This window comes from Persicitalea jodogahamensis, from assembly GCF_014651615.1.
Classification (GTDB): Bacteria; Bacteroidota; Bacteroidia; order Cytophagales; family Spirosomataceae; genus Persicitalea; species Persicitalea jodogahamensis.
The window spans coordinates 107,773-124,262 of record NZ_BMXF01000002.1; the positions used below are offsets into that span (position 1 = coordinate 107,773).

Annotated in this window: 13 protein-coding genes and 1 pseudogene; 8 read left to right on the forward strand and 6 right to left on the reverse strand. The window is 51.6% G+C overall.

All coding sequences use genetic code 11. The annotated features are described in order from the left end of the window. The first annotated feature begins 89 nt into the window (after positions 1-89). Positions 90-686 (forward strand): Uma2 family endonuclease, encoded by a 597-nt coding sequence (locus IE117_RS10550; RefSeq protein ID WP_189564393.1) that lies wholly within the window; start codon positions 90-92, stop codon positions 684-686. Between the two features lie 56 nt (positions 687-742). Here the strand turns inward: IE117_RS10550 and IE117_RS10555 are convergent, their stop codons facing one another. Further along, positions 743-2,065, reverse strand: coding sequence for an Nramp family divalent metal transporter (locus IE117_RS10555; RefSeq protein WP_189564394.1), 1,323 nt, complete (start codon positions 2,063-2,065; stop codon positions 743-745). A 238-nt stretch (positions 2,066-2,303) separates the two neighbouring features. Here IE117_RS10555 and IE117_RS10560 point away from each other — a divergent pair, with 238 nt between their 5' ends. Further along, positions 2,304-4,583 (forward strand): penicillin-binding protein 1A, encoded by a 2,280-nt coding sequence (locus IE117_RS10560; RefSeq protein WP_229580714.1) that lies wholly within the window; start codon positions 2,304-2,306, stop codon positions 4,581-4,583. A 93-nt stretch (positions 4,584-4,676) separates the two neighbouring features. On the opposite strand, the gene IE117_RS10565 is transcribed toward IE117_RS10560, so the two are convergent. Then, positions 4,677-5,993 (reverse strand): MutS-related protein, encoded by a 1,317-nt coding sequence (locus tag IE117_RS10565; RefSeq protein ID WP_189564395.1) that lies wholly within the window; start codon positions 5,991-5,993, stop codon positions 4,677-4,679. 248 nt (positions 5,994-6,241) lie between these two features. On the opposite strand from IE117_RS10565, the gene IE117_RS10570 reads away from it, so the two are divergent. The 4 genes from IE117_RS10570 to IE117_RS10585 all read left to right on the forward strand — a co-directional run bounded on the left by IE117_RS10570 (position 6,242) and on the right by IE117_RS10585 (position 11,190). Beyond that, the gene (locus IE117_RS10570) at positions 6,242-6,703 is read left to right on the forward strand and encodes a (2Fe-2S)-binding protein (RefSeq protein ID WP_189564396.1); all 462 of its coding nucleotides are present in this window, start codon (positions 6,242-6,244) and stop codon (positions 6,701-6,703) included. A 3-nt stretch (positions 6,704-6,706) separates the two neighbouring features. Beyond that, complete coding sequence (locus IE117_RS10575) at positions 6,707-8,854, forward strand: xanthine dehydrogenase family protein molybdopterin-binding subunit (RefSeq protein ID WP_189564397.1); 2,148 nt, start codon at positions 6,707-6,709, stop codon at positions 8,852-8,854. 401 nt (positions 8,855-9,255) lie between these two features. Further along, positions 9,256-10,455, forward strand: a complete 1,200-nt coding sequence (locus IE117_RS10580) for a WG repeat-containing protein (protein WP_189564398.1) — start codon at positions 9,256-9,258, stop codon at positions 10,453-10,455. A 135-nt stretch (positions 10,456-10,590) separates the two neighbouring features. Then, the gene (locus IE117_RS10585) at positions 10,591-11,190 is read left to right on the forward strand and encodes a hypothetical protein (RefSeq protein ID WP_189564399.1); all 600 of its coding nucleotides are present in this window, start codon (positions 10,591-10,593) and stop codon (positions 11,188-11,190) included. 92 nt (positions 11,191-11,282) lie between these two features. Here the strand turns inward: IE117_RS10585 and IE117_RS10590 are convergent, their stop codons facing one another. Beyond that, positions 11,283-11,636 carry a hypothetical protein gene (locus tag IE117_RS10590; RefSeq protein ID WP_189564400.1) on the reverse strand — a complete coding sequence of 118 codons (354 nt, stop codon included), beginning with the start codon at positions 11,634-11,636 and terminating at the stop codon, positions 11,283-11,285. Between the two features lie 138 nt (positions 11,637-11,774). Next, positions 11,775-12,332 (reverse strand): annotated as a pseudogene (locus IE117_RS26555) (immunoglobulin domain-containing protein); the annotation flags it as partial. Between the two features lie 315 nt (positions 12,333-12,647). On the opposite strand from IE117_RS26555, the gene IE117_RS10600 reads away from it, so the two are divergent. Further along, positions 12,648-13,247: a hypothetical protein gene (locus IE117_RS10600; protein WP_189564402.1), complete on the forward strand. Its 600-nt coding sequence runs from the start codon at positions 12,648-12,650 to the stop codon at positions 13,245-13,247. 76 nt (positions 13,248-13,323) lie between these two features. On the opposite strand, the gene IE117_RS10605 is transcribed toward IE117_RS10600, so the two are convergent. After that, the gene (locus IE117_RS10605) at positions 13,324-14,595 is read right to left on the reverse strand and encodes an MFS transporter (protein WP_189564403.1); all 1,272 of its coding nucleotides are present in this window, start codon (positions 14,593-14,595) and stop codon (positions 13,324-13,326) included. A gap of 133 nt (positions 14,596-14,728) precedes the next feature. Beyond that, on the reverse strand, positions 14,729-15,652 hold the full coding sequence (locus IE117_RS10610) for a helix-turn-helix transcriptional regulator (RefSeq protein WP_189564404.1): 924 nt from the start codon (positions 15,650-15,652) through the stop codon (positions 14,729-14,731). Between the two features lie 166 nt (positions 15,653-15,818). Here IE117_RS10610 and IE117_RS10615 point away from each other — a divergent pair, with 166 nt between their 5' ends. Continuing rightward, on the forward strand, positions 15,819-16,484 hold the full coding sequence (locus IE117_RS10615) for a hypothetical protein (RefSeq protein WP_189564405.1): 666 nt from the start codon (positions 15,819-15,821) through the stop codon (positions 16,482-16,484). Positions 16,485-16,490: the final 6 nt, after the last annotated feature.

Here is a 16,490-nt window from a genome sequence, read left to right on the forward strand (position 1 = left end):
AGTTTGGGCGTCGTTATTGGTAAGATTCACTTTTAAACTTTTTGGGGTTTTTAAAGTAAATTTGAAAAAACTACGATCTTTCGCTTAACATGGCTACTATCACCCAACTATCGCAACTCGACCTTGACGGCACGTATTCCTACGCCGACTATCTGAAATGGGAGTTTCAGGAGCGTGTCGAGCTGCTGCGCGGTAAAATATTCCCGATGTCTCCCGCGCCGAGCGTCCGGCATCAGCAGGTATCTACCATGTTACAGGGTTTTCTTTTTAACTATTTTTTATCCACAGATTGCCGTCTATTCTCTGCACCTTTTGACGTGCGACTTTACGATCGTAAAAAGTCTCTCAAAGCCGATAAAGATATCTTTACGGTAGTACAGCCTGATCTGTGCGTGGTTTGTGATTCGGTAAAGCTGAAAGACAACCAAAGCTGCAACGGGGCGCCCGATCTGGTCGTCGAAATTCTGTCGCCTGGCAATACCAAGCGCGAAATGAAGGACAAGTTCGAGCTCTACGAAGAAGCGGGCGTGCAGGAATATTGGCTGGTGCATCCGCTGGACGAGTCGGTGCAGATATACGTTCTCAACGAAGCCGAGCAGTACATTGGCTTACAACCGGCCACCGAAGTGGCGCAGTCGGTAATTTTTTCGGGATTGAGCGTGGACTTGGCGGAGGTGTTTCGTTAACGCTAGGGTTTTCGGCTATTGAAAAAATCAATTTGATGACGCAGGGTAGTCTAACCTCAAACTACCTGCCAAACCCCATATCCGCTCACGACCAGAATCGACACTACGCTCAGCCAGAAGAAAACATCGTACAGCCGTGATGGCGTCAGTGATTTGGGTAGTTCGCGGTAACGGTACACCCAAGCCACCCACACGATCAGCAGTAGAAGTACTGACGTGGCGACTCCGCCCAAAATCACCATCATCACAGGGGACTGGAAGAACAGGAAGAAGACGCACCAGGCAAAGGGGAATATCCAGGAGAATATGGCAATGGAGCGGCGGCGCTCCTGCACTGTTCCAAATGGTAGCCAACCCAACTGCCCGAAGGCATCGCCCCACACCCGCGCCCAACTCGCCGTGGCGGTGAAAAGCGTGGAGTAGAGGGCTGTGAATGCTCCCACCAGGAACAGCGTTTCGGCCCAGGGACCGAGGGTTTCGGTGAAGATTCGTGAAAGCACGCCGATCATCCGGTAGCCCTCGGGTACTTCGCCACTGCGGTGCAGGACCGCTGCCCCCAGCAGGTAGAAAGCCGCCGTCACAATAGTATAGACGACCATCGACAGCAGGGCATCGAGGTACATGACGTTGATCCAGCCTTTGGCGCGGGCCGCCCAGGCGGGGCTGCCATCGTTGGGGCCAGCGTAGGCCGCGTAACCTTTCTCGATGCACCAGTAGTTGTAGTACATGATTTCATCGCCACCCACGCCCGTGATACCGAATGCCCCGAAAGCCACGAGTACGGCCTCCGGCGGTAGTTTGAAACTCAACCCTTCCTGAATATCCAGCCAGCGAATGGCGAAAGGCGTTCCTTGTAATAATCCCAAAGAGATAAGTACCACCGACGAAAAAAGCACGATCATCACCAGCGAGCCTTTCTCGATAGGAGCGTAGTACCCGCGGTACACCAGCAGCGCGGTGACAAGTGCCGCCAGCAGCGCCCAGATATCCACAGAAAGTGCGGGCAGGGCCATGTTCAGCACGATGGCCACGCCGCCCACGATACCACCGACTTGCAGGAGTTTGAGTCCCTGCAGCGACAGCCACAGCCAGATACTCCAGTGCGCCCGCCCTAGCCGTAAGCCGGGCAGGCGGTTGAAATTGTGCATCGTGAACGTTCCGGTGTATATGGCATTCTTCCCAAATTCCAGCTGTAGCGTTACCTTGACCAGACAACTCACCAGAATGACCCAAAAAGTCACGAAACCCGCCTTGGCTCCCAGCGTGGTGGTGGCGATCAGTTCGCCGGAGCCGACGATGGCCGCCGACATGATGAAGCCGGGGCCCAGATATTTTAATTGTCCGGCGATGGACTTTGGCGGGTCGAGGGGTTGTTGCATGAAACTGGAGTTCGGGGTTCGCGGTCAAAAGAAAACTACCGGGGGTTATTACTGATTACGCTATATTTGAAGCCATTCGGTTTCTTGACCTGGCAAGGCAAGAATTCAACCAGGCACGCGTTTTTAGGCGTAATCCAACTCACTTTTGATCTGACTCCGACAATTTTTGAGAAATTTTGTAAAAAAAACCTGGCAAACAGTTAATCGACGCAGTCGCGGGCGTTTTTTTCGATTGCTATTGTTCTTTGGAGGCGCTTTTGCAGCCATTATCGTTTCGTTGGGCGTTGCGTTTTACCTTTTCGTTATCATGGGTTTCTTCGGCGACATGCCGTCGCGCCGCGAGTTGCAGGACAAGCGCAACGACACCGCCTCCGAGGTTTATTCTGCCGACAGCGTCTTGCTGGGAAGGTACTTCCTCTACGACCGAACGAACATTGCCTACCGTGACATCGACACCACGGTCATTGAGGCGCTGGTCGCGACCGAAGATGCCCGTTTCTATCGGCACCATGGTGTCGATTCGCGTAGTTTGGCGCGGGTAGTTATCAAGAGCATTTTATTGCAGAAGGAAAGTTCGGGTGGGGGAAGTACCCTCACGCAGCAGCTAATCAAGAACCTGTATCCCCGTCGGGATTACTGGATTTTGGATATGCCAATCAACAAGGCCCGGGAAATGGTCCTGGCCCGGCGGCTGGAATCGGTATACACCAAACCGGAAATTCTGGAACTGTACCTGAATACCGTCTCCTTCGGTGGGACGATTTTCGGCGTAGAGCGTGCGGCGAAGTACTTTTTCAATACTACCGCCAAAAAACTCAAACCCGAACAGGCTGCCGTGCTGGTCGGGATGCTGAAAGCCACTACTTCCTATAATCCAAAAAATCATCCCGAACGCGCCAAGACGAGGCGCAATGTAGTACTGTCGCAAATGGCCAAGTACGGGTACCTCACGCCCGAGGAGGCTGATTCTTTGAAGAAACTGGCTTTGGTCACTAAAAAGGAAAAAGTCGATAAAAAGAAGGAGGAGCAAAATCTCGCTCCCTATTTCCGCGAGCAACTGCGCGTGGAACTGGCTGAGTGGTGCAGCAATCAGTATAAGCGCAACGGCGATGCTTACAACCTTTACACCGACGGGCTGAAAATATATACCACGCTGGACTCCAAGCTTCAGCGCGAAGCCGAGCGGGCGGTTGCAAAGCGCATGGCCAGTCTGCAAAAGCAATTCAATGCGCACTGGCAGGGGCGTGAACCCTGGGGTAATGATAAGTCCGTGCTGCAAAACGCCATGCGTCGCTCGCCGCACTACCGGCGGATGAAGGCAGCGGGGGCTTCCGAAGAAGAAATTGAGAAAGCTTTCCAAAAGCGCGTGCCTATGACACTATACGGCTGGAACGGCTCCTTCCGCCGCACGATGAGCCCCATGGATTCGCTGGCTTACTACGAAAAATTCCTGAACACGGGTATGGTGTCAATGGAGCCCGAAACGGGTTACGTGCGGGCGTGGGTCGGCGGGATCAACCACAACCTGTTCAAGTACGACCACGTCACCTCCAAGCGGCAGGTCGGCTCTACGTTCAAGCCGATTCTGTACGCCGCCGCTCTGGAAAAAGGCGTGCAGCCCTGCAAGTACATCGAAAACAAACTGACGACCTACGAACAGTTCGAGAATTGGTCGCCGCAGAATGCCGACAACAAGTACGGTGGACGCTACTCGATGGAAGGGGCCTTGTCCAATTCCGTCAATACCGTCTCGGCCCAGTTGATCCTGAATGTGGGCGTGCCGTACACCGTCCGGCTGGCCCGTGACCTGGGTATCCACAGTGACCTGCCGCCCGTGCCATCGCTGGCGCTGGGTACGGCGGACATTTCGCTGCTCGAGATGGTGGGAGCCTACACGGCCTTCGCCAACGAAGGGCGCATCAGCGAACCAGTGTACGTGACCAAAATTGTGGATCGGAATGGGAAGGCACTACGCGAAAGCGAGCCGCAGCGACGCCGCGAAGTACTATCGCCCGACAACGCGGCCATTATGCTGCACATGATGCAGGCGGTAGTCAACGAGGGCAGCGGCTCTGGACTTCGCTCGACCTTCGGCCTTTCTCTTGATATAGCGGGCAAGACGGGTACTACCCAAAATCAGACGGACGGCTGGTTCATCGGTATTACGCCGGGTCTGGTCACGGGCGTGTGGGTCGGTGGCGAAAGCCCGCTGGTGCGCTTCCGCAGCCTGAGCATGGGCCAGGGTTCGCGTACGGCTTTGCCGATCTGGGGAGAATTTACGTCGCGGCTGGTCAGGCTGGGGTATTATTCCAAAAAAGTACCTTTCGCCCCGTTATCCGAACGATTGGAGAATCGCCTGAACTGTGCACCCTACCTCGAAGACGAGCCGACGTTTTTTGACAAAGTGAGGGACGTGTTGCCTTTCAATTTTCCTACCAAAGAAGAACGACAAGAGAAGAAAAAAGACCGAAAAGAACGTCGCGCGGAAAGACGGGCCGAGCGCAAGCGGAATAACTGATAAACAGTGGGCAGGAAGAACGGCGAAAAATTTCTGTACTTTACTTCGTGAGATCAGTTTTTTCTGTGGAAGATCATGGTTCCCCTTTTGAATTTATTGCAAACAGGAAAGTACCTCCGTCTGATTCAAGAGCAGCAGGCCGGTTTGTTCTTCGGTTATACCCTTCTCTATTCGGTGTGTAAACACAAGCTTTCCTTCCACTACTTTGGTTTTGAAGCAATTAAATTGCACACCAGTATTCTTTTCATAAGGAGCTCCCAATTGGACAAGATGGGAAGAAATCAAAAACAGGCTACCCGATTGCCGGACGAGGGTATCGATTACCTGGCGGGCGCACATGAAGGCATCCTGTGGATTGGTCCCTCTAAATAGCTCATCGGCCAGCAAAAATACCCTTTGTTCCTCCGCTATGGCCTGAGCCACTTCTTTAATCCGAATGAGCTCAGTATAAAAATGACTGTACCCCAGATCCAGACTGTCGCTTAAATGAATGCTTGTCATCAGACGATCGAAGAGACTGAGAGAAGCGGTGCGGGCCGGCACAGGCAGTCCCAGGTGAGCCAGGTAAAGTACCAGGCCGCAGGTTTTCAAAAAGGTAGTTTTTCCACTCATATTCCCTCCCGTCAGCAGCGTCAGCCGTTGGGGAAAGGCAAGGGAGAAGTCGTTTCCAACAGCTACCTCGTCACTGAGCAGCGGATGCTTCATATCCATGACGCTGAATGTTGGTTCTTGAGTTTGAACAAACGACGGGTAAACCCAACGGACTGTTTGCAGAAAGCGGGCGATGCCGCAGTACGCATCGAGCTGATAAAAAACGGCCAGCACCGCTTTGACCTGATTTACGTACTTCTGCCTCAAAAAGAAATCAACTTCTATCATCGAAATCAGGTTGAGCTTAGTCGTCAGTGTCGGCTGGGCGTGATCGAAAAAGTCTCGTAGTACCTTCGCATGGTTTAGCAATTCATGGGGCAACTGATCGGAGTCGCGCCACCAGGCTGTCTTTTCGCCAATCATCCTAAGTACTTTTTGCAAAGCGGTAGTACCTGACAGCAGTCGGTAAAAATCATGCGTACTAAACCACCGGTACCACAGGGACAACCGGTAACGATTGAACCAGGTTTTTGCCGAATTCCAGGCCAAGTTGCTATCCAGATGGTTGTGGGACGCGGTTAAATAGCTCTTCGGAATATCAAACTCTATCTCAGGCAGATTGGCAGAAATATATTGAAGTAGTTTTTGGCGTTGTAGAATTTCCGGTAGGGTACCCAGCGGCGTGCTTAAAAGCTGCTGTATATGGTCTTTTCCCGAATGCGTATAGGCTCGATTGAGTAGGTCCAAAACACTGCGTTCGCCCACCTCACGTGGGAGAATCTGAAGTTCGTGCAGTGTATGGGCAGCAAGGGCTTTCACAAGTCGGTGTTTTTACAAACATAAGGTAATGTCCGGCGGGGCGTCTGTTAAAATTTCTTAAAGGCGTTTTTGGACAGTGTATTTCTCTGTTTGGGAGAAGAATAGCGCTTACGGATATAGGGTTTCTGGCTGCTGCTGGTACTTCTGAGGGTTTTTACTTGTGAGACAATACGATGGATAAAAAACCAAATTTCGATTCCCAACAAAAATCAGTAATTTAGCCCAAAACTAAACCAACCAATACCATCATGGCCCAATACAACCTGAAAATCAACGGCCAAACCTACAAGGCCGACGTCGAGCCGGATACGCCGTTGCTGTGGGTTTTGCGCGACAGCCTCGGGCTGGTCGGCACCAAATACGGCTGCGGCATCGCGCAGTGCGGCGCCTGCACCGTCCACGTCAACGACTCGGCCACGCGCTCCTGCGTAATGCCCGTGTCGGCCGTCGGCGACTCCAAAGTGACGACCATCGAAGGTCTTTCCGAGAAAGGCGACCACCCCGTGCAGCAGGCCTGGAACGAAGTGGATGTGCCACAGTGCGGCTACTGCCAGGCGGGCCAGATTATGACCGCCGCCGCGCTTCTGAAGCGGAACGCCAAGCCCAGCGACAAGCAAATCGAAAACGCGATGAACGGCAACCTTTGCCGCTGTGGTACCTACCACCGCATCCGCGAAGCCGTGAAAGTAGCCTCCACCAAAACCAACTAAGCCATGTCCAACCTGACCAATACCAACCGACGCGATTTCATGAAGCTGGCGGCCACGGCGGGCGGTGGCGTACTGCTGGGATTTCACTGGCGCAATGCCGACGCCAAACCCGCCGTCCTCGACGCGGCGGCGGAAGCTGCGGCCCCGAGCATTGAATTCAACAGCTACCTGGCCGTCGCGCCCGATGGCAAAATCACCATTTTCTCGCCGAACCCCGAAGTGGGGCAGGGGATCAAAACCGCCTTCCCGATCGTGGTCGCCGAAGAACTCGACGTCGATTGGCAGCAAGTCCACGTGGCGCAGGCCCCGCTGGACACGGTGAAATTCCAACGGCAGGTGGCAGGCGGAAGCGGCTCCATTCCGCACTCGTGGAAACGTCTGCGCCAGGCCGGAGCCACCGCCCGGCAGTTGTTTATCAATACCGCTGCTCAGCGCTGGGGTGTGGCACCCGAGCAATGCACTACCGAAAGTGGCGCAGTGTTGCTAAAAGGCTCCAAAAAGAAACTGACCTACGGCGAACTGGCCGAGGAAGCCGCCAAGATGCCCACGCCCACCGACGTGCCGCTGAAAGATCCCAAGGATTTTAAGCTGATTGGTTCGTCCATTCGTAATGTGGACAATCAGGACATCATTACGGGCAAGCCGTTGTTCGGGCTGGACTTCACCCGTGAGGGCATGTTGTATGCCGTAGTGGAGCGTCCCAAAGCATTCGGTATGAAGCTGAAATCGGTGGATTCCGCTGCGGCCAAAGCCGTGCCTGGCATCGTGGACGTGGTGACCTTCGACAACAGCGTGGCCGTGGTGGGCAAATCTACCTGGCAGGTGATGAAGGCCCGCAAGGCGTTGAAAATTGATTACGAAAAGGAAGCCGCACTGGAAAGTACCAGCGACCACGACCGGATTTTCGATGAATTGCTCAACTCCGACAAAAATGAAGTACGTCGGAAGGAGGGCGACGTGGACAAGGCGTTCAAAAGCGCCGCCAAGGTCGTCAAGAGCGAGTACCAGTGTCCGTTCCTGTCGCACGCGCCGATGGAACCGATGAACTTCTTTGCCCACGTCCGTCCCGACGGCGCCGAGCTCATTGGTCCGACCCAGACGCCGGAACGCGCGCAGGGCGAAGCCGCCAAGTTCCTGGGCATTCCCAAAGAAAAAATTACGGTCGATATGACCCGCATGGGTGGTGGCTTTGGCCGTCGTTTGGCCGCCGACTTCGTGATGGAAGCGGTGAAAATATCGGCCCTGACCAAAGCACCGATCAAGCTCATTTGGTCGCGGGAGGACGATATGACGGGCGGCGATTACCGCCCGGCGGTGAAGTACCGCTTCGAGGCCGCCCTCGATGACAAAGGCAACATGATTGGCTACAAGCTGCGCGGCGCGGGCATCAACGCTGGTAACCCCACCCGGGAGAATAACTTCCCGGCGGGCGCGGTGGACAACCTGCTGATCGACTCCGCCGAACATAAGTCAGCCATCACAACGGGGCCTTGGCGCGCGCCGATCACTAACTTCCTGGCTGCCGCCGAGCAGTCGTTCCTGGACGAAGTGGCGCAGGCCGCCGGGAAAGATCCGATCCAGTTCCGTCTGGAATTATTGGAAAAAGCCAAAACGGCTCCGGCGGGCGACGTGCGGTACGATGTGGATCGCATGATTGCGGTGACCAAACTCGCCGCCGAGAAATCGAACTGGGGCAAAGACAAAACAAAGAACCAGGGTTTCAGCCTGTACTACTCGCACCTCTCGTACGTGGCGCAGGTCGGTGAGGTCGAGATGAAGGCGGGCAAGCCGGAACTGACCAAAATCATCGCCGCCGTGGACTGCGGCATTGTGATCAACCAAAGCGGTGCCCGGCAGCAGGTGATGGGCGGCGTGGTGGATGGCTTCGGCCACGCGATGTACGGCAGCCTCAGCTTTACCGATGGCGTACCCGACCAGAGCAATTTCAACAAGTACCGCATCATCCGGATGCAGGAAATTCCCGAAGTGGAGGTGCATTTCGTGGACAACGGCATCGACCCCACCGGCCTCGGCGAACCCGCCCTGCCCCCCACGGGCGGTGCGGTGGCCAACGCTTTCTTCAAAGCCACCGGCAAGCGGTTGTACAAGCAGCCGTTTATTGAGGGGTTGAGTGGGAAGGTGGAGAGTTGAGTCTTTACTTGACTTTTTTGGTGTACTTATAATGTTAGAAGCCCGGTCGGTTTGACCGGGCTTTTTTGTATTTTACGCTGGGTTTGGATGGCCGCCCGGAGGATAATGGGATAGTTGTCACCGTGCAAGGCTCCACTCGGCGGAGCCGAGCGACTGCATGCGGCATCTTTGAAAATGGATAAAACGGCTATCAGTATTCCGCATACTGGCCTTCGTCAAAACACTCAATGGCGGGCTGCTAGCCTTCGCCGAGGCCCGGCTTAACAACTATGGTGACCTCGGGGAACACATTCGAAAAAACTGTAAAAAACCAATACTAGTTTTGATTCTTGGAAATACTTCGCAGCGTGCTCTGTTGCTGCAAAAAGTACCAAAGAATCAAAAGTGTTAGCACATCTGTAATGAAGAATGTTATATATACTATACTGGTATTAATGGTGTTTATCGAGCCAGCCAATGCTCAGAGCATAAATTCACAATATGTTTTTTACGGATCGGATAAAATAGCGGTAGATTCAATATTTCCTGCTTGGGAGGGAATTAAATTATTTAAAACTAGGAGTAATAGGTGGGGAGCAATAGATGAAAACGAAAAGGTAATTATTTATCCAAAGTATAGAATATTGACTTATTTTAAAGAAGATTTAGCCATATTCTGGAAGGATATAAATAACAATGGTTTTGTTGATCGTGAAGGAAATGAAGTTCATAAAGGAAGCTACACAGAAATACGTCCTTTTGAAGGAGGTCTTTCGGAAGTATGGCACAGTACTGGCCAAAAGTTCAGAAAGGAGGATGGGTATACATTTGAAAATAATCCCTTTGATGTACGGCGCAACTATTTAAACCGTGCCTTCGATTTACTTATTCCGCAAAAATATGATTCGGTGGGGGTCTATATTCATAAAAGACTAAGAGTTGTGAAAAAAACTAATAAATTTGGCTTCTTAGATGAAAATGGCAAGGAAATTATTCCACCTATTTTGGACGATATTGATCTTGATAGTGTATACTTCTGGAAAGAGCTCCGAAGAATCGGAATTGGGGGGAAGTTTGGCTATTTGAATACCCAAAAAAAGGAACTGGCAATCGATTTTTCATATAATGAAACACTTCCTTCTAATTCAAACATAACTTGGGTAAAAGTTGATCAAACTTGGTATTTAATTGATATGAACCTCCGGGTTCTAAAAGAAGCTGATTATAAATCAGTACGCTGGATAGTACCCAGTAAAGTGTCAGCGGCCCAAACTGACCTGGGATACCTTCTGATTGATTCTGATGGTCACGAGCTATGTGACCAAAAATATGATTTTATATTTATGGCCGATGAAGGCGTGGCTCCGGTAATGAAAAATGGAAAATTTGGGTATATAGATCTGGATGGAAATCAGATTGTTGCACCAATATATGAAAAGGTGTTTCACTTTAAAAATGGGCAGGGATTGGTGTTAGATAAATATGCTTATTGGTATATAAATCAGAATGGAGAAAAAAGCTGGCACAGAATGAAACCCTCAGTTTTGATAAATATTTTAATAGTTATTTTATTGTGCCCTTTGTGTCTGTGGACATACAGGTTAACAAGAAATTATTGGTAACTAAGACATTTGGAACGATTGGCTACTGCCACATCCATATATTTGTATTTATAAGTCCGCTAAAACTAATATATAATCGGGTGGGTCTGCCATGCGATTCGAGAAATGCGATTTTAGACTAGACCTCTAATTTGTATGAAAAAGCTACTGTTCATACTATTCGCCTTTGCTACAACTACCTGCCATGCCCAAAAGCAAGAGCAAGAGCCTGCCGTGCGCGTCCATTTAGCCTCATCGTTCGGGTTAGGGATTTCGGGTAGGTCAAAAGAAATTACCGGTGGGGCTTTCATGGCTAGCCTGGCCATACCCGTTGAGTTCAGGCATCAGTGGTACCTTATTTCCGAGGTGTATGGAGGGGCTTTCCGTAGCCCAAAGTACCCTAAGAAGGTGGGGTACTTTTTTGAGAGTTATCCACGCATAAGATACGAGGCCTACGGTATTCGATTGGGAAAAGGAATCAAAACCATATATCCTGAATTTACTTTGCGGATGTCAGTCGGGGCAGACGTACTATTAGTGCATGAACCCTGTTGCTACAGCATCAGTAAATTCTCCGAAGGCTACGACGAAAAGCTATACCGCACGTATGCCATCCCCGCTCAACTCGACGCAAGATTTCGACTTAATAAAAGGGAAACCGCTTTCCTGACTTTCGGTGGACGCTGGGACGCCAACGGTCGTCGTCCTTTTGGTAGTTTGAATACGGGTGTCGAGTTTCGACTTTTCTCATTGTGACACCTATTGGCTCGCTGAACTCGACCTGCGGGCTATCACCTCGCGTTTGCAACGGCATATCGTGCAATCCGAATTCTTCAACCTTCCCCTTTTTACTGACCTAACATCAAAGTACTACCGCTACCTACCAGCAACAATTGGGCGTCGGGGCTGTATTCCAAGCCAAGCACCGTGGCTGTGCCATGAAGAGAAATCATATGTCCTGCCCCCAAAATAACCTGTTCGCCAGACAGGGGTGCGCGACCAACGGACCAGGTAGCAGGATCTTCCCAATCACCTGTTTTGAGGCTAATGACAGGGCAGGATTGTTGAATGGTAGCGGAACCTTTCATGGTGCTACTACAATTGGGCAAAGTACCTTTGGTAGCTCGGACCGTGTAGGTACCCTGCGTGGTAAAATTGCCGAAAGAGAGCGCACTGCCTGTACCGGACAAGGCATTTCCCATGGCTTCATCATTTATGAAGAGCTGATAGTAGACATCATTCTGGGAACTGTCCAATCCAACCGCTATCCCTGTCCCGCCGGCACAGTAAGTACCCCCGCCCGTTACGGTGTAGGCATTAGGGAGGGCTGAGACAGTGACAGCGATCTGGGATCTTGGGCTTTCACAGCCAGTATTTGATGTTTGGGAAACGTAATAGAACGTAGAGCCGGCCGCAGAAGTTGAGGGTGTGGGCGCAGTATTGGAGCCTGTTCCCCCGGTAGAATCAGCGTACCATCGCAGAAAGCTGCCCGTAGCTGTTAAAGGACGGGCGGGAGAACCAATACAATAATTAATAGGTGCGAATACCCCAGGTGCAGCAGGTATAGCCTTTATAACTACGCTAATCTGTGCCCTGGCACTCTCCTGACCGTCTACGGTTTGCGAGACATAGTAGAATATGGTACCCGTAGCAGAAGTCGAAGGCGTGGGCGCGGAGGGAATGCTCGTTCCCCCGGCAGAAGTTGAATACCAATTCAGAGTACCACCCGGTGCTGCTGAAGCCGTCAGAGTAGTAGCGGTAGCTCCCTCGCAATAAGCAACGGGAGAAACTACCCCTGGCGGCGGAGTTGTAACATCATCATAGTTTGAGTTCGCATCAGCAAAATAGACATCGACTCTACTGCAACAGAGATATTTGTAGTAAATTCCGCCACCGATTCCTTCGTATGTAAATAAACAGGATTGCTAGTAGAAAACAGGACAAGCGACAGTACTAAAAAGGAGAGAAATTTCATTCACCAAGAGGGGTAATGCTTTGGGGTCATAGGAAATATTTGGTGTTCTTCGTGAAAAGTACCCCCACTGTGCATGAAGGTCGGTTAACAGCGAGAAATTGAGATAGATAGCGTTTCTCGCAAGGGTGTTTGGAATTAGGGAGTACTTTCGAGGAGCAAAAGTAAGAATTGACGTTGTCAAAAGTCAAAAGGATTCTAACCGGGCGCTCAATAAGGCTAACCAATAAGGATAGTGATAATGAAGCAAGCGTTTCTCTTGATGATACTCGCCGTAGCCACCTGCGGCTACGCCCAGGAAGCCAAGGTCGAGCCAGACGAACCGTTTATTCGCGTCTATTTGACTGCATCGCTGGGTATGGGTATTTCGGGCCAAACCTCCGTAATGTCAGGTGGGCCGCTCATGGCCCTGGCCACACTTCCCCTCAGATTTCGGCACAATTGGTTCCTTATTCCCGAAGCGTACGGGGGCGCGTTTCGCAGTCCTAAGTTTCCCGATAAAACCGGCTTCATTATTCATACATACCCACGCTACCGGCATCAAATGTACGGGATGCGGTTTGGCCGTAGCTTCGCGCCACCCGACAATGGCTTTTCGGTTTTGCCCTCTATCGGGATAGATTACCTGCAAATCGAGGAGCCATACTTTCGCATGGGGAATTACAGGCGTGAGCTCGAACACAATATTTATCGCCTATACGCCATCCCTATCCAGGTAGACTTGCGTTTTCAGAAAAGGCGCGATAGCTACGCGGCATTTGCCATCGGAATGCGGGTCAATAAGAACAATCGCCGCTCGTTCGGAAGTCTTACGGCGGGCGTTGAGTTTAAATTGAATTGATTGCCAATTCTGCTCTGTGCCCAAGCATTATGGTAGTTCGCCGCAGTCTTTTGCGTCCAATTATCAAATAAGTCCTTTACGCGCCAACCAAAATCTGTTCGGGTTGTTTTTCGAGAGAGTCCTCTTTCTCCTGGGTCAGCCGCCGCTTTTTCAGATACCGCGCGTACATGAGGGCTACGGCAATTGCTGCGAAACCCTGCGTCAGTACGGTGGCCTGTACGCCGATGTAGTGCGACACGCCTCCCACCAGCAGACTGCCGAGGGGAATCGCCCCGGCGAATACCATCACAAAAATACTCAGCACCCGCCCCCGCAGTTCCTGCGTGACGCTTAACTGGATCAGCGTGTTGCTGATCGTGACGACCGACATCATCCCGAATGCCCCGCACGTCAGGATGACCAAAGCCAGGTAGTAGTTGGTCATGTAAGAAAACAGCACGAGTCCGGTCCCGAAAATCAGGGTGTTAATGGCCAGAATTTTGGTCAGGTTGGTGCCGGGTTTTACTGAAGCCAGAAATATGGCCCCTATAAACGCACCGAGGCCGATAACGCCATCGATGACCCCGAGCGTCGAGGCGGAACCCTGGAAAATGTCTTTGGCGTACACTGGCGTCAGCGTCGAGTAGGGCAGCACGAGCAGGCTCATCACACCCGCAAAAATAATGGTACTGCTGATGTCAGGTGTGGCTTTAATAAAGGCAAAGGCTTCGCGAAATTCCCGTTTGATATTCCGGTCGGCTTTCGGTTTGGGAAAAAAGGCGGGTAGTTTCATCAGTAGTAAAGAAATGATGACCGGAATAAAACTCAGCGCGTTGAGCCCAAAGCAAACCTGGTCGCCGAATGTTTCCAGCGCGAAGCCGGCTATCGCCGGACCGAGCAGTTTGGACAAGTTGACCATTGAGGAATTCAGCGCGAGAGCATTGGGCAGATCCTGCTTATTGTTCACCATCGCCTGCACCAGCGACTGCCGCGCCGGAACATCGAAGCCATTGATGATGCCCAGCACGGCGCTCAGGCCGATAATCGACCAAACGGCGTATTGCTGAAAATAGATGACGGCCAGCGTGAGGAGGATAGCCTGCACCAGCGAAAGTACCTGCGTCACCAGCAGTACTTTGTACCGATCGTACCGATCGGCGACGATGCCGCCGAATAAGGAGAACATCGAGGCCGGAAACAGCGTGGCAAATACCGACACCCCCAGCATGACCTTGGACTGCGTCAGCGAGTAAACTACCCAGCTCACGGCGGTTTTCTGCATCCAGGTCCCGATCAGCGACACGGACTGGCCCATGAAAAACAGACGGAAATTGCGGCTTTTAAAAGAACTGAAAGTGGTGATTGGCATGGATGTGGGTAAAAGCAAAAGTCTCAGATAGAGCAATGCTTACCCAAAACCCGTACCAATCCAAAAACATGCCTCAAACCCGGTTTTTGTCCAGAATGGACAAGCCGGAAAAAAGGAGGATTGTAGCGGCGACCTATACCCGGAAAGTACGCATCAGCGATATGAGCTGGGTTCGGCTTTTGACCTCGGTTTTCTGATAAATCCGGTGCGTGTGGTCTTTGATCGTTTGCACGGTCACGAACAGAGTTTCCGCGATTTCTTTATTGGTCTTGCCCCGGTAAATCTCCTGGATGACCTCCAATTCCCGGGGGGTAATATCGTAGTTTTCTACGAATAGCTCCAATGATGGCACCTTCGTCGCAAATGTCGCCGCGCGCGAAGGTGCAGCATCGGGTAGTTTGGCCCGGTAGACGTAATAAACGGCAAAAACCGTGTGGCTCAGAAAGTACAGAAAAATGAATAGTAGTTCAAAAGGAAGGTATGAGCCCGATTGCACGAATAAAAGCAAATGGACAACCCCAACAACGAAGGCCAGCCCCGCGAGCGTCAGCTTTGGCCGAAAATTGAGGTCTTTCGCTTGTCCCAGTGCTAGTGAAGTACCCACTCCGGTCATGAGAACCAGCACAAATGCGGCGTAAATGTGGTTGACCGTCCAGGTACTTTCCGCGCCAAAGTACCCCACTAATGCCGCTACCAACGAAGTGATCAGGATAGAGAGCATGAGGTTGCGGCGGCCTGGTTTCAGAATGTGGGCTATCCACAAAATAAGCATGAGCATCCCGGCCAGCAGGAAAGGCACGCTGAGGAGTGTCAGAAAACGCGAAAGTGGTAATCGACTGGCGGGTGGTAAGATCGGGAAGTACAGCTCCCGCAGCAGCAACCGGCTCCAAAGCGCGTAGAAACCGAAGGTGTAGGTCAGGATCAGATAATACCTCAGGTACCGCATGGGCAGGTACTGCCCGTACTCTTTTTGGCGAAACAGCACCAGGACCCCGCCCGCCATGAGGCCCAGGCAAAACATGAAACAAATCCAACTGAGGAGGGGGGATACCGACATACCAAAATAAAAGTTGATACAGCCCAAAAATACCCCTTCAAACAGAATTTTAGCCCCCTACTTTGGTAGTGTTTTTCAAAATCACTACCAAAGTAGCTACTCAGAGACAGGAGGTTGCCTTACTTTTGAATCATACAGAACTAATAAAACCAACCAGATAAAAGCCATGGAAAAGATTCCCCTTTTAATTCCCCCCACCGTTAACAGCAGCCTGTCGTTTGGCTGGGAAAAAATGAAGCAGTACTTTCTGCCCCTGCTGCTGGTCGTACTGGTCATAGCCGTCGTCAATATCCCGCTCGACAGCATGCGGGATACGCTTAAAGATAGCAGCGAAACGCTTTTACGGAAGGACGAACTCCTGTTGCAAATCCTGTCGGCTGCCTACTGGCTCCTGCTGCTGCCTGCCTTCGAATACAGCGCCGATCTGATGTTCATTCACGCCATCCGTGACCAGAAACTCGACTTCAACAACCTCTTCGCGGGTTTCCGCAACTACCTCAATGTCGTGTTGGCGCATCTGCTGGTCGCGGCGCTGGTAGGAATCGCCTTCATTGCCTTGATTATTCCGGGAATTTTTGTCGCCTGTCGACTGGCTTTCGTTTCCTACCTGGTCATCGACAAAGGCCTGGAACCCATCGAAGCCGTAGAGACCAGCTGGAATATGACGCGCAAACACGGCTGGAAAATTTTCGGTCTCGCTTGCATGTCCATTTTGATTGGCTTGGGTGGCCTGCTATTGCTCATCGTGGGACTAATCCCGGCGATCATCTGGATCAAGGCGTCCTTTGCTTCGCTGTACGAGGCGATATTGATTGAAAATGAGGCGGAGTGAGCGAAG